This window comes from Bradyrhizobium sp. WSM1743 (assembly GCF_000473065.1).
Taxonomy (GTDB): domain Bacteria; phylum Pseudomonadota; class Alphaproteobacteria; order Rhizobiales; family Xanthobacteraceae; genus Bradyrhizobium.
This window is the reverse complement of sequence record NZ_AXAZ01000064.1, coordinates 1-14,451: the sequence shown is the minus strand read 5'-3', so window position 1 is coordinate 14,451 and position 14,451 is coordinate 1. Positions and strand designations below refer to the sequence as shown.

Annotated in this window: 8 protein-coding genes and 2 pseudogenes; 8 read left to right on the top strand and 2 right to left on the bottom strand. The window is 57.7% G+C overall.

From position 1 onward, the window contains the following. The first annotated feature begins 356 nt into the window (after positions 1 to 356). Positions 357 to 533 carry a hypothetical protein gene (locus YU9_RS0129685; RefSeq protein WP_245266577.1) on the top strand — a complete coding sequence of 59 codons (177 nt, stop codon included), beginning with the start codon at positions 357 to 359 and terminating at the stop codon, positions 531 to 533. After that, positions 502 to 1,311, top strand: coding sequence for a prolyl oligopeptidase family serine peptidase (locus YU9_RS46350; RefSeq protein WP_245266575.1), 810 nt, complete (start codon positions 502 to 504; stop codon positions 1,309 to 1,311). The genes YU9_RS0129685 and YU9_RS46350 overlap by 32 nt, the downstream gene beginning before the upstream one ends. Before the next feature lie 414 nt (positions 1,312 to 1,725). On the opposite strand, the gene YU9_RS42865 is transcribed toward YU9_RS46350, so the two are convergent. After that, a complete protein-coding gene (locus YU9_RS42865; protein WP_051380567.1) occupies positions 1,726 to 1,941 on the bottom strand; it encodes a hypothetical protein in 216 nt (71 codons plus the stop codon). A gap of 221 nt (positions 1,942 to 2,162) precedes the next feature. On the opposite strand from YU9_RS42865, the pseudogene YU9_RS50280 reads away from it, so the two are divergent. The 5 genes and pseudogenes from YU9_RS50280 to YU9_RS50270 form a co-directional block, all read left to right on the top strand. After that, positions 2,163 to 2,463 (top strand): annotated as a pseudogene (locus tag YU9_RS50280) (EAL domain-containing protein); the annotation flags it as partial. 214 nt (positions 2,464 to 2,677) lie between these two features. After that, entirely contained in the window at positions 2,678 to 9,136 is a 6,459-nt protein-coding gene (locus YU9_RS0129655) for a non-ribosomal peptide synthetase (RefSeq protein ID WP_027576049.1), read from the top strand. Positions 9,137 to 9,139: 3 nt separating this feature from the next. Continuing rightward, on the top strand, positions 9,140 to 10,564 hold the full coding sequence (locus YU9_RS0129650; RefSeq protein ID WP_027576048.1) for an MATE family efflux transporter: 1,425 nt from the start codon (positions 9,140 to 9,142) through the stop codon (positions 10,562 to 10,564). Positions 10,565 to 11,175: 611 nt separating this feature from the next. Beyond that, the gene (locus tag YU9_RS50275; RefSeq protein WP_245266573.1) at positions 11,176 to 12,255 is read left to right on the top strand and encodes an outer membrane protein; all 1,080 of its coding nucleotides are present in this window, start codon (positions 11,176 to 11,178) and stop codon (positions 12,253 to 12,255) included. Further along, complete coding sequence (locus YU9_RS50270) at positions 12,252 to 12,866, top strand: hypothetical protein (RefSeq protein WP_245266571.1); 615 nt, start codon at positions 12,252 to 12,254, stop codon at positions 12,864 to 12,866. The genes YU9_RS50275 and YU9_RS50270 overlap by 4 nt, the downstream gene beginning before the upstream one ends. 244 nt (positions 12,867 to 13,110) lie before the next feature. Here the strand turns inward: YU9_RS50270 and YU9_RS42855 are convergent. Further along, positions 13,111 to 13,923: pseudogene (locus YU9_RS42855) on the bottom strand (IS21 family transposase); the annotation flags it as partial. Positions 13,924 to 14,141: 218 nt separating this feature from the next. Here YU9_RS42855 and YU9_RS50265 point away from each other — a divergent pair. Beyond that, the coding region (locus tag YU9_RS50265) for a sigma factor-like helix-turn-helix DNA-binding protein (protein ID WP_371259216.1) at positions 14,142 to 14,451 on the top strand (310 nt) is incomplete at its 3' end.

The window sequence follows — 14,451 nt, the reverse complement described above, 5'->3', positions numbered from 1 at the left end:
GGTATTCTTGAGGTGCCAGCAAAGGTCGCGTAGCCGCAACCGACCGTCGCAAGTGGCGTAGTCGCTTTGCGTAGCAGTGGGATTGCACGAACGTAATTATCGGATGCGAGTCCTGTCAATCGGCCCTACCAGATCTGGGCGTTTTGCAAGCAGCACCTCCACCGTAGGCTCGCGGTAGATCGCATGCACATAGGCGTGTGCAGCCAGCTTGGAAACGCGGAAAAGAGCGCATGACGAACATAAATCTTAGTTGCCGGTCCATTGCGGCTGCACGCGCACAGCGAACCATCACCGATCAAAACACGAAATGGAGAACGCTGGCCCCGAGACGTCGAGGTTTCCAAATGATACGAGGAATGAAGCCGATGGCGCGGATGGCCGTAGCAATAAGGCGCGCGCTGGCCATGTGCGATCTCGACCGGTGCTGCGCAATCTGGTGGCTCTATCGTCTCCATTTCGGATTCACCGGCGACGTGGTGTTGGGGCTCGCCGCGGTCACGGTTGCTCAGGAGAGATCCCGCTGCGGAATTTAGGAATCGTGGCGTCGAGCGCCTTCCATACGGGCTCGGCCGCCGAACCTGCCGCAGGTTACGCGTTTGGCTGGCGGACAAAGGCGTTGCTCAACGCCAATCGCCTCAAGTCTCTCCGAGCCAACAGACCGCAAATCACATCGAGTATGGTGGGTTTCAGATTCCGCTCATCCCCTCTTACGTAGGCCTCACCGGACGACTCTGGCTCGAGCGGGGCAACGCGTATGTTGTCGCGAACCTGCGCGGCGGGGGTGAGTTCGGGCCCCAATGGCACCAGACTGCCCAAGGAGCAACGAAGCAGCGCACATGGGATGATTTTATCGCCGTCGCGGAAGACTTGATCCGGCGCAAAATCACTTCTCCCCGCCGGATGGGCGTAGTCGGCGGTAGCCAAGGAGGCCTCCTGGTAGGGACCGCAATCACCCAACGACCCGAGCTCTTCAATGCCGCCATCTTACAGGTTCCGCTGTTGGACATGGTTCGGTTCACGAAGCTGGGCGCGGGAGCCTCCTGGATCGGCGAGTATGGCGATCCCACCATTCCCGAACAGCGCAAGTGGCTCGAGGGCTACTCGCCCTATCAGACGTTGGTGCCAGGCAAGACCTACCCGGCCCCCTTCATTCTCACGTCCACCAAGGACGATCGCGTGCATCCAGCGCATGGCCGCAAGGCAGCGACGAGTCTCGCTGCGTTGGGCCAACCGTACCTCTACTATGAGAATACCGACGGGGGGCATAGCGTCGCCGCCAACCTCATTGAACAGGCACGCGGATCTCTTTAGAATATACCTATGCATCCCGGCGGCTTGTCGATGAGTGATGTCGAGGACTAAGATCTACTTCAATGATGGCGCTTGGCGGACGACGTTATCGGGAGCGGCGTGAGCAAGCCCGTCTTTGCTCTTTCGCCGCAGACTACGGTAGCCGAGGCTTTGCAGTCTAAACTGAATGGGCGGGGCGGAAAGCACGAGCCACCTCTGACAACGGCTTGAGCGGCGCCTAAAGCTTCAGTTTCGGCACCTTTTCGGAGGCAAGTCGAAGTATCCAAAGACATTCGGACACGGGAGCTTCGTCTCGGCTCTGCGTGTCCGGTTACCCGATGTATTTCTCACCATGGAAGAGGTTGTTGCGAATTTGGCAAACGCCACGCTCGAACAAATCCACGACATTCTTAATCGGATCCGGGACGTCGGGCTCTAGGTCAGGTCGGCCATCAAGCGTCGTGGTGGCTCATGCATGAGAGTGGGAGCCTTCTGAGATTGCCGGACCTCCTCGAAGAACTCCGCTCCTAGTGATTCCGCAAAGGCCCGCCAGTCGGCCTCCGCTCGTTTTTTCGGCTTGAGGAAGTCACCACGCTTCGACGCATGCTCAAACCTGCGAAACAGCGCCGTCAAGGCTTCTGATTGAGACATGCGCGTTGCTCTTTCGGAATTCCGCGTCACAACTCCAGCGATAGCTGGCGGATCTCAGACACCTGGACAAGCCCATTGATCAGCCAAGTGTCGGGATACTGCGAATGCGTTCCAAACACTGCAGGTAGGTACTTTTCGGTACCAACGGCGATCGCGGCGGCGAATGCGAGCAGGATAAATATCAACTCGGCAGTATCTCTGACGACGCTGCGAATCGGAGTAGCGATGAGCCGATTCACGACCTCGATTTTCTCGCCGAGATCGCTCGCGAGATGACTTTCCACAATATCGGCCTGTCGATCGACAATCTCGGCGCCAACTGGCCGGAGGATGGGACCGGACAGGATTCCCTTCATCAAGCTGAAAGCTGACCGGCAATTCGTCCTGCCGAGGCAATGATCGGCTGACACGCACGATGTGCCGTCACGCCGTCGAACTGGCGCAGGGCTACGGCGCGCACGCCGTAGCGGAAGGCGGCGAGAGCGGGGCCGATCTCGTGGCGTGAGCGAGCTCGGCTTCGACCACGCTACAAGAATCGGTAGGTGCCAAATCGAATTCGGGGTCCTACGGTCCGCCCGCGTTCCTCTGCCGATGATCGGGGAAACAGAAGTGAATGAAAGAACGAGAAGCCAAGATACGGACCAACCGTTATGACCGGCGGAATCAGGGTGGCTACGCAATGCACACCTCGATCAGGAGCGTTGGCGCTTGGATTTGAACACCGCAGAAGCGACGAATGGCGGGGCGCGTGCCTACGGAAAATCAATCAGGCAAAAATCAGTCTGTGGAACGTCAACCGGTCAACGTGATCACGGCGATCGATCGACTTGCAAGATCGGATCCGGAGAGGGTTGCGCTGAGGCACGGCGCAGACGAACTCACATATGAGGCGCTACGATTCAGATCGGATGCCCTTGCAAGGACCTTACGAGAGCAGGGCGCTCAACGGGCGGTTGTCGGCTATTGGGGGCAGCGGGACCTCGACTGGGCGACGGCGGTCGTCGCAATATTGAAAGCTGGATCAACGTACCTACCGCTCGATCCATCGTTACCGGCTTTCCGTACATCATTCATGATCGAGCAGAGCCGCTGCGCTCTGGTGATTGGCCGAGACAAGGCGTCGCTGGGCCTATTGCAGGCGAGCAGCAAAGGCGCCACGCAATTCGTAGCGATAGCGGCGGCGCTGCGCCAGGGCCAGACTTCTTCTGTGGCGCCCCCGCCGAGCGAGGATGGACTCGCCTACATTCTGTTTACGTCTGGTTCGACGGGCCAGCCTAAGGGCGCAATGATTGAGCGCGGCGCCTTAAACAATCATTTGGCGGCAAAGATCGATGCTCTAAGTCTCACTCGGACGGATTGCGTCGCGCAAACGGCGTCGCATTGCTTTGATATCTCGCTGTGGCAGCTTCTGGCTGGGCTTTGCGTCGGAGCCTCTAGCGCGATCATTGACGATGCAACATTGAGATCGCCATTGTCCCTCCTCCAAGCAATTCAAGGAAGCGGCGCTTCGGTTATCCAATTCGTTCCGTCGATACTGGCAGTGTTTGTTGAGTATCTGCAGTCGCTTGCTCCGGCGGAGCGAGCTCTGGATGGTTTGCGGATTATTTCTACGGTCGGAGAACCGCTAACACCCGGATTGGCGCGTGCGTGGCTTGGCTTATATCCCCGCGTCCCCATTCTCAATCACTACGGGCCGACCGAGTGCGCGGACGGCGTTACGCATCATCTGGTTTCCGTGCCGCCTGCGCTGGCTGAGCTTTATGTACCGATCGGCAGACCGATTTATAACGTTAAGGTTTACGTCGCCGACGGACTGCGGCTGTGCAAGGTGGGGGAGGTCGGCGAAATCTGTGTGAGTGGCGTTGGTGTCGCTGCCGGTTACGCCAATGACGATGTCCGCACCAAGGATGTCTTTGGGCCGAACCCGTTCTCAAACGACCCGTCGTTCCGGCGCCTATACCGGACAGGGGATCTTGGCCGCGTTCGTTCCGACGGGCTTCTGGAATGTCTCGGTCGACGGGATCGTCAGGTCAAAATTCGCGGGCACAGAATCGAGCTGGGAGAAATCGAAGCTCGTTTGTCCGCTCATCCCTTGGTTCATGGCGCCGCCGCAGTCGCCTCTGTCTGCGCAGGTGTAAAGCTTACGGCGCGAGATATAGCTGGGTCGGAGGCGCAAGCCGAATCGCGGCGGCTGGTTGCGTATGTGTCGGCTCCAGCTGAACTGGCGGAAAGCGACCTTCAGAATTTTCTTGCTGAGGCACTCCCCAGCTACATGCTTCCGGAAAGAATCATTCACGTCAGCAGTATTCCACTGACCAGGAACGGAAAGGTCGACTTTGCGGCATTGCCTGACCCGGGCAGTGTTCGGCCGTTATTGTCAACGCCATTCGAGGAGCCGCAATCAGACCTCGAAGTCCGGCTACGTCAAATCTGGTCCGGCATTTTGCGTATAGAGAACATAGGTGTGAATGACCAATTCATAAGCCTCGGCGGAGACTCGCTCCGCGCAATGCTTATATTGGGACAGCTGCAGACCTTGCTCGGAGTGAAAGCGGATTTCAGACGGGTCCTGAATGGCACAATTCGATCTCTTGCCGCTTCGATAGAGACACGCGCTGAGCTCAATCCATGCACGGCTTTGACATGCCAAAAGCGAAGCCGATCACCTCTGACGCACCTCCAGGAGCACCTGTGGTTTTTGGCGCAGCTTGATCCATCTGCCAGGAACTACATCATTCAAGGCGGGCTGCGGATTAAGGGAGCCATCAATCTAGCTCGGTTCAATCGCGCCTGGACCGAGGTCATTCATTCCCACCAGGCGCTTTCGGCGCGCTTTATCGACGAAGACGGTCCGGTTCAATGCTTTGATGCTCCGCCATGCACCAGTCTTGAATTGATCGATCTATCTCATCTCACCTCCTCCGAGGCTGAGGAGCTCATCGCACAGTTTCGGCGAACGGAGCTGAAAGACAATTTCGATCTCGGACAGGGCCACTTGTTTCGCGCGCGTATGGTCCGTCTTGGTCCTGACAATCATCTCATATTGATCACCGCTCACGAAATCATCCTCGATGCCTGGTCGATCTCTATTCTGCTCAGAGATCTTCAGCGAAGGTATTTAGATGCCACTGCGCCTTGGGCAGAGAGCCGGGCGTCACTCTCGGCCTACGCGGCATGGGAAAAACAACACGTTTCTCCAGAGGCCTTGGAGAACCAACGTCACTATTGGCGTCGTCAGATCGGTGATGATCCGCCGGTGCTTTCGCTCGGAAAGGTGCGCCCGCAAACAAATTCATACCGCGGCGGCTCGCATCCAGTGCTGCTTGGCAGCGATCTCTCCAGCCGCGTAAGAGAATTCGCGCGCCGAAATGGCTGCACCACGTCGACAACGCTGCTGTCGTGCTTCCAGCTGCTGCTACGAATGTATAGCGGTCAGGACGATATTGTCGTCGGCATGCCACACGCTGTACGGGATCAACCTGGCAGCGCCGACATCATTGGCTTTTTCCTGAATATGCTGCCGATCCGTGCCGCGATCGATGCCGGTCAGTCCTTTGCTGCTCATGCCACGCGCGTCCAGGGCCTGGTCAGCGATGCCATCGCAAATTCGGCCTATCCATTCGGATGGATGGTCAGGGATACAAGGTTATGTCGCGAACCGGGTCGATCACCGATCTTCCAGGTCATGTTCAACATGTACTCCGAGGCCGCCGAACCCGTTGGTCGGGACGAGTTGGCTCTGACATTCCGCGAATACGACACCGGCTATGTCAAATTCGACCTAACATTGTACGCGCAAGATCAGGGCGATGAAATTGCGCTCCAGTTGGCGTATGCGGAAGACATATTCTCAAGTGATCTAGTTGTTCGCATGGCCAACAATCTGCGCTGTCTGATTGCCGCCTGCGTTGACAAACCGCTTGCGCCCCTTGAGGAGCTGAGCTGCCTCAGCGCGTCAGACGTCACTCTACTGAACTCGCTGGCGGGGGCCAGGCAGCCATATGAGTCTGAATGTCTGCTTGTTGAAGCCTTCGAGCAGATCAGTGTCTCCAATCACAGCAAGGCAGCATATTTTGGCGAGTTCGGGGAAGTCACATTCGGCCAGCTGCGTGAGCGCGTAGCAGCTATCAGGTCCTTCCTGCGGGATCTGGACGTGGGCGTTGGCGATATGGTCGCCATGCTGGTCGACCGGTCGCCTGACGTTGCCGCTGTTATGCTGGCGGCGCGAGCTTTGCACTCTATAGTCGTGCCGATACCGCCGGATTATCCGCCTGATCGGATCCAACATATCCTGCGAGATAGTCAGGCAAAGGTGTTGGTTCACGCAAATGCCACGGAGACTGGCTTTGACATACCTTCGATTTGTCTATTGACGTTAGACAGGTGCAGGGCGCTGACGGATAATTTCGAATCCAGCGACTCAGCCTCAGATCACCAAATTGCGAACCTTATATACACGTCGTCCTCAACAGGGCGGGCGAAGGGGGTTCTTATTCCGGAATCGGCCATTCTCAATCGGCTGAACTGGATGTGGCGACGCTTTCCTTTCGATGGTACCGACGTGATGGTTGTCCAGAAGTCCGCCTCCCTTGTTGCGTCCGCTTGGGAGTATTTTGGTGGGCTTCTGAGAGGTGTGCCCACGCTGATCCTCACTCATGGGCAGGTGCTAGATCCGGATCTATTGTTGTGCAGTTTGGCAAAACATCGTGTGACACGCTTTTTTGCCTCTCCGCCACTCCTGTCCGGTCTCATCGGGTCCCAGGAACGACGACCGCAAAAGACAGCCTTGAGATTGGTCACAAGCAGCGCCGAACCGATGCCTTCCTCGCTGCCCGCTCGCTGGCGCGGGTCTTTTCCGGGCGTGCCCTTGTGGAACTTCTATGGTGCGACGGAATGTGCGTCCAATGCAGCCGTGCACGAAACGTCGGATGCCGATGACAACTCGGCGCTTGTGCCGCTGGGGCGGCCAATCGACAACGTCAAACTCTACGTGCTCGATGCACGATTGAAGAGAGTGCCTGTTGGAGCCCCCGGCGAACTGTGCATTGCGGGCCGCTGTCTGAGCGCTGGGTACTGGCGGGATCAAGATCGGACTGACCGCTGCTTCGTGCCGAATCCGTATGATGGCGGACAATACGACGTGCTTTATCGAAGTGGGGACATCGCACGCATCTCCACCAGCGGCCTTCTCGAGATTTGCGGCCGATCGGACAACCAGATCAAGGTGAGGGGCTTTCGCATCGAGCCGGAGGAGGTCGAAGTTGCCCTTGAGTCTCATCCGGCAATCGCAAAGGCCGCGGTCTTCGCAGAAGGCATCGATGAAAATCGCCGCTTGACGGCGAGCGTGGTGCCCGCTCGGGAGAATCTAAGCACTGGAGAGATTCTCGCCCACTTGCGCAACAGATTGCCATCTCCCATGGTTCCCACAGCCTTCAGGTTCGTTGACAGTGTTCCCCTGACGACAAGCGGAAAGATAGACCGTGCCCGCCTTTCCTCCGTTCCTTACCGCGACATAGAAACTAGTCGATCTGCTGAGCCCCGCACTTGGAACGAGCGAGTTCTTGCTCGGATCTGGGAGGATCTATTAGGTGCCAAGGGGGTGGGAATCGACAGCAGTTTCTTTGATATCGGCGGCGATTCTCTTCTGAGCGTACGTTGCGTCACGCTGGCGCGCAAAGCCGGGCTGAATCTCACCGTCAACCAGCTTTATCGAACACCGACCATCAGGGAGTTGGCGGCCGGGGAAGCGGAGGCGGCACCCCACAACGTCGCTTCCGCGGACGGCTTCCTGCCTGTGCCCCCCATAATATCGTTTTGGAATTCTCTTCTCGGCTTTGACGAGCATTTTAACATTGGCGATCTGTTCTTCTTGCGCGGCGGCATCCTGAACATCAAGATTCTGGACCGCGCTCTCGCCCATGTCATCGAGAGGCACGAAGGCCTCAGGCTCCGCGTTGCCCGAACCCAAGATGGACTACGGCTGGGGGTTAGGCCTTGTCCGGCCGAGCACATCGTGGAGGAGATCGATCTCGTCCGGATGACCGGCCCGGACCAGCGCAGGACAATCGAGAGCGTCTCGGCAAAACGTCAACACATATTTCGGTTTGATGGCCACACGCCTCTTGTTCACGTCGCGGCCTTCCGTACTTCGGAAGGCGGCGATTACTATCTGCTGGTGTTGATGCATCATTTCGTAGCGGATGGGATGGGCTATCGGTTATTTCTGGAAGCATTGGAGGGCGCATACCAGGCTCTTGCTGCAGGCCACGATGTGGAGGGTCCCGAGACCGTACAAGGGCTCTCTCCCTGGTTGAAGCGCCTCGAGCGCTACGCGAACAGCGAGGCACCAGACGAACTCAAGTACTGGGAGGACATCGACTACGACCTATTCAATTTGCGTGTGAGCGACGCGCCATCGCGCGGCACGAGTGTTGCCGAAGGAAGTGCGAGAGAGCTTCACGATGCAAGTGTCGGAGGTCGTCGGGAAGATGCGGGCGGCCGTTCGCTTCGGCTAGATCAGGCCAAGTACCATCTTGAGATCGACGGGGAGGCGACAGCGGGTCTCCTCAGTATTGGAGCCAGATCAGCGCATTGTCAGGACTTTGATGTGTTTCTTGCTGCCCTGTCAGGTGCGTTTGGCGCCGTGTTCGGCAATTATTCGCTCTGGATTGATAGCCTCACCTCGACACGAGGTCGGCTGTTTGACGATTTCGATTCATCTCAGATCATTGGCCTTATCAGCGAGTTCGTTCCGCTTTCATTGAATGTCACAGGAAGGGAGTCGCTTTCCGACCGTGCTCGTTTAATATACCGGCAGCGCAATGCGCTGCCGCGTGGGGGAATAGGCTTTCGGGCCCTGAAATTCCTAAACCGAGATCCAGCCTTGCGGCGTCGGCTCGATCGCCTGCCACTGCCCAGAATTGGGGTGAATTATCGCGCCCGTTTGCAGCGCCATTTCCCACGCCGTTTTCTAGACACAGACCCTTCTCCGCTTTGGATCGGCGAACACATGCATCAAGCGGCGGCAATCCACGTCTTCTGGTTCGATGTCGGATATCAATCGGGCAATCTACAGATTGACGCCACGTATGATCCGAGCGTGGTCGATTATGAGGTGACCCGCCATCTTTGCACGATCTTGCAACAGGAGCTGTTGCAGACGATCGATGAATTCGTAGCGCTGAGGACGTTGTGAATCATGGATGACCGGAATGCGGAGCTCGTCGTTAAAAGCGATCGCGATACGAGGCCGAAGAAAGGCCGGCAGGTGGATCTATCGGACCAAAAGCTCCCGAGCCTTCTCCTTCGGCTTGCCGTTCCATCTGTTATCGGGTTGTCGATCAGCGCGTTACAGCAGCTCCTCAACGCTATCTTTGTTGGCTCACTTGGTGCGCAGGCAATCGCAGCCGTCAGCATGACTATGCCGATCATTATCCTGCTCGCGGCGGCAGGAGAGGGGATCGGTGTGGGTACTGCATCCTTCATATCTCGTCATCTTGGTGCTGGTAATGAGTTGGAGGCTAGTCGAGGTGCGAGTACGGCACTCGCGCTGTCCGCTCCGATCGGAGTGATCATGACCGTCGGACTGCTTCTGAGCCTACGCGGCATCTTCGTCGCACTCGGGGCAACTCCAACAATTCTTCCCATCGCGCTCGACTACGCCACGATCCTTTTGCCAGGGTCCACTTTGATGCTCCTGAATATTGTCAGCGGCTTCATCGCAAGAGCTGAAGGAAACACTCGATTCAGTATGTGGACGATGCTGAGCGCTTTCATATTGAACGCCTTGCTTGATCCCATCTTTATATTCTTACTAGACTTGGGTGTGCGAGGCGCGGCCCTAGCAACGCTCCTATCTCAGATCGCGGCGATAAGCCTCTACACTGGATATTTTACTAAGGGGTGCGGCACTGTCTTCGTTAGAATCTCTCAGGTCTCGTTGCGGGTAGATCGCATCAGAGAGCTCGCGTTCATTGGGGCGCCGGCGACCGCGACAAGTATCTTATCGGCTCTTGCCGGCATGTTCTTGTACGGAGCCGCTGCCCGGTTCGGTGACGAGTTCGTCGCGGCGGTGGGAATAGCTGTAAGAATTCTGACAATCGGGACGCTGCCTATCATGGGTTTTTGTATCGGCTCTCAAGCTGTCCTGGGGTTTGGTTGGGGCGCCCGCGACCTTGCTCGTGTACTGAGGGTCGCGAAGTTCATGCTATCTATCACGGTTGCGCTTTCCTTTGCATATTCCGCAGCCGTTATGCTTTTTGTCCGGCCGTTGGTCAGGTTGTTCAGCGATAGCGATAAGGTCACCGAAATTGCCGTCTCGACCTGCATCATCTTTCATCTGTTTTTTGGACTCTTCGGTATTCAGAGTTTCGTGACGACAATGCTTCAGTCGCTCGGCAGAGCACGCCTCAGCGCGGTCGTGTCTTTCGCGAGGCAAGGATATCTCTTCATACCGGCCGTACTGTTACTCCCTGCCATATCGGGCTTTAGCGGAGTGTTGGCCAGTCAAGCCATCGCTGAGCTGGGCGCCGGAATGATCGCGCTGTTTGTCCTGTTCCGCCAGTTCGCTGAGCTCAGACAAGGGGACCGGCACATTCAGCCAGGAATGGGAAGTGCTCTTTGATCTGATAAGGAGACCATCGGAGCAGGCATTTGAGCCTACATGGCCGGCGAGGGGATGGCTCCAAAATTAGCGTGATGAGCAAGGGCGAGTCCCTATGTATCGGTCTTTATCGCTGCGATCGCCATGAAGGCAAAGCCGAGTGTTGCACGCGCCGGAAGCGACGCTGATGGACATTTTCAGAGCGGTCAAGGCGGAGGCGTGCTTAGTTAAATGCGACCCGGGTCGCGATCGCCAAGTACTCCAGCTCGACGCCACAGGCGTCGCTCTCGTTGCTACCACCTGACGCGCCGATCGCATCGACGGACCTCAGCACACACTCCATTGAGTGGACCCATATCAGCGCCGGACTCCCGACGGGCTTCTGTGGAAGCTGCCGGGTATACGCGCCTTGACACTGCGATGATTGCACACCTCGGCGCTCAAACGCGCGACTTGTCGCAGCTGTGATCGGTCTTGTCGGCTATCCGACGCGGCCAAGAAAAAAAACATCGAATACGCAGTGTTAAGAGTGGCACGGATTCTGCTCACTGCGACCGCTCGTGGGAGCGACGCCAGAACAACGACCGTTCGGGCTACGTTGCGGATGGCGCGGATGTTATCTGTGAGGTGATATGCGAAGTGGAGTTCTTGTTTACGGCGCGGCAGTAGTTTCGCTTGCAACATGCAGTCTCGCTAACTCAGCGGACCTGACCCTGCCGACGAGGGTCTCGTCGACATTGTGGAGCTGGACTGGAGGATATGTTGGCTTTCACGGCGGTGGTGGTTATGGCCGCACCTCCTTCACTGATCCCTACGGGCCATCAATCTATGGCGACAACGTCAACACCCCAACATTCCTGGCCGGCGGTCAGATCGGGTACAATTGGCAAAGCAACGGATGGGTTCTTGGCGCCGAGTTGGATGTAAGCCATGCTGTGTCCGATGGCACAAATAGCTGTCTTGCCTTCTCCGGTAATGTTGTGATCGCCACCTGCAAGGCAGGTCCGAACGTCTTTGTCACAGGCACCGCTCGGGTCGGTTACACTTTTGGGGCCCGCGGTCGCACGCTCACCTATGTCAAGGGCGGCGCAGCCTGGCAGAACAATCGGGGGAGCATCGCTAACAACAACGAATTTCGCCACGACGAGTCTCCCGGATTTCCGCGGCACACCACGCAATTTGACTACGGCCGTTTCGGATGGACTGTCGGATTCGGTGTGGAGCAAGCCTTGACGGCCGCTTGGTCCCTCAAATTTGAATACGACTATATGAGGTTTGCTGGACCGCACCTGGCGACGCCGCCGACCATGCAGTACCCGCCGCTAGCCGTCATCCCCGCCAGCGCAAGCGATTTATCGAGCAGTTATCAAGTTGGAAAGGTCGGCTTGAATTATCATTTCGGAAGCAGCCCGAGTGAGCCGCAATGGTCCCATGGATCGCTGGTCCCCGACAGAGGGTGGGCCGGTCATCGTGCATATCCCGATGCTTGGTCGATCGAAGGCGGCTCACGGGTCTGGATCGGCAGGGGGACATTCCAATGGGACTACAATCTTCCACCTCCGATGCCTGGCGAAGGCGTCATTCCGAGTTCGAGGCTCACCTATCACGGGCTGGACGGCATTTCCGGCGAGCTTTTCGCCCGTCTTGATAGTCCCTGGGGAATATTCATGAGGGCAATGTTGGCATCGGACGCTTCGAGAAGGGAAAGATGAACGACGAGGATTCGAGTGCCTACGGCATCGCCTATAGCAACACCTTATCAGACCAGGCGAATGGGCAATTCATGTACTACACGGCCGACGCCGGATATGTCTTTCTGCGCGATAAGGCCTACAAATTAGGCGCCTTTTTTGGATGGGCCTATTATGGCCAAAAATCGGATTCCATGGGATGCGGGCAGATCGCCTCGCCGGTGGGGCCGTGCGAGGTACCGGTCTCGAAACGGCTCATCGGCAGTCAAGACACCAATTGGAATGCGCCGCGCATCGGCATGAGCGCAGAGGCTATGCTGCTCGAGCGCTGGCGCGTGAGCGCCGACGTTGCTTACCTGCCATGGACCGACTTTACTGGTCGCGACAACCATCTCCTACGCGATGAAACAGCTTTCTACGATCAGCGCGGGCGAAGTGGTGCGGGCGTTCAGGTGGAAGGAACATTGTCTTACTTTCTCAGCAAAAACTTCAGCATTGGTGTTGGGGCCCGGTATTGGGCGATGTGGACCGGCGGTGACAGCGATGTCTCTTTTAATTACGGCGCACGCACCCCTGCGAAGTACAGTATGGAACGTTGGGGCACGTTCTTTCAGACCTCCTACACTTTTTGAATGAATCGGGCAGCAAACCCAGGCAGGCCAAAATATTTTTGTGGGCCGGCCTGTACTGGTCCGGTATCCGCAAGAAAACACAGGGACGGCAGCGCTATATATGAGCGCTGCCGCGGCTCCCGAGCTCAATGGAAAATTTGAGTCGTATCTCAGTTTGAAGTTTCGAACGGTTCCCGCCCATGCAGGGACCTTGCAGCCCCCGGCCATTCGGGTGTCAATTAGCGCCACCGCATCTTCGAACTTCGAGGGCTTCGGCACAGGCGGCTTCAACCGCGGGCAGACTGGCAGTCAGCACGGCGTTGAGGATGTCGACCATCTGCCGATTGCCGTCGTCAGTGCGGGCAAGCCTGCGCCGGATCAGCTCAAGTGCGGCCGGCAGCAACCAGCCCTTGAAGGGAGCGCCATTGCGCAAAGCGCCGGGTTTGCGAGCCAGCACCGGCACATCGTGCCAGGGATCGGAGGTCGTCTCGCCGCGTCCGAAGGATCGTGAATGCTCTGCAAGGATCCTTCCATCCTGGCGGATCACGATGCGATCGGTATAGCCTGGACCTCGACTGGGCGTCCGACTGCGCTGCCTGCGACTGAGTACTTGTTGTCGTCGAAGCGCACCAGGCAAGTCTTCGAGACCGATGCCGTCACCGCATGGAGGCCGTCGAAGGGGCCGGCATAAGGAAGGAGCTTGGGCCGTTCGGTTTCGAACACGTCCCGGATCGTCTGATCGGCCAGCTCCGGATGGCGATGAGCCTTGGCGTAGGCGATGCATTTGTCCAGTAGCCAGGCGTTTAGCTCGTCCAGGTTTTTACCGCAGCCGCGGCGTCAAGAAGCGTTCTCGGACCAGCCCGACCTGGTTCTCGACCTGGTTCTCGATCTGGCCCTTCTCCCAGCCCGACGCCGGCGTGCAGGCAACCGGGTCGATCAGATAGTGGCTGCACATCTGCAGAAAGCGGCGATTGTAGCGACAATCCTTGCCGTCAAAGATCGTCTCCACCGCGGTTTTCATGTTGTCGTAGATGCCGCGGCTGCAGGTGCCCTTGAACAGGGCGAACGCCCCGTCGTGGGTGCGCGTTCCAGCCGATCGTGATCACCGATTCCAGACCATCGTGATCACCCATTCCAGAGCATCGTGATCACCATTTCCAGCCGATCGTGATCGCTATTTCCAGCGATCGCGATCGGGGGCAACCAGGAGGCGCGCACCGCTGACAGTCTGCAACCCGGGTAGCTTGGTCTTTTGCCTAACCGCAGAGGATCGAGATGCCGACCGAGAGACTGTCCATGCGCCACATTCGTGAAGTTCTACGCCTGCACTACAGCGTCGGCATGTCGCAACGCGCCGTTGCCCGCAGCCTGGGCTTGGCCCAGGGCACGGTCAGCAAGTACCTCAANCGAACCCGCCGCGCCGGCCTGACCTGGCCGTTGCCGCCGGAGCTGGATGACGATGTCCGGCTCGAGAACCGCCTGTATCCGCCACCATCCGATCGGCCCAGTGACGAGCGCCCGCATCCGGATTGGGCGCTCGTGCATCGCGAGCTGCGGCGGAGGAACGTTACGCTGATGCTGTTGTGGGAGGAGTATTGCGACGCAA

Excerpts from the sequence above, each read along its gene's own strand:
- YU9_RS42865 (WP_051380567.1), bottom strand. The coding sequence starts at position 1,941 with ATGTCTCAATCAGAAGCCTTGACGGCGCTGTTTCGCAGGTTTGAGCAT.
- YU9_RS50275 (WP_245266573.1), top strand. The coding sequence starts at position 11,176 with ATGCGAAGTGGAGTTCTTGTTTACGGCGCGGCAGTAGTTTCGCTTGCA.
- YU9_RS50270 (WP_245266571.1), top strand. The coding sequence starts at position 12,252 with ATGAACGACGAGGATTCGAGTGCCTACGGCATCGCCTATAGCAACACC.
- YU9_RS0129650 (WP_027576048.1), top strand. The coding sequence starts at position 9,140 with ATGGATGACCGGAATGCGGAGCTCGTCGTTAAAAGCGATCGCGATACG.
- YU9_RS0129655 (WP_027576049.1), top strand. The coding sequence starts at position 2,678 with ATGGCGGGGCGCGTGCCTACGGAAAATCAATCAGGCAAAAATCAGTCT.
- YU9_RS0129685 (WP_245266577.1), top strand. The coding sequence starts at position 357 with ATGAAGCCGATGGCGCGGATGGCCGTAGCAATAAGGCGCGCGCTGGCC.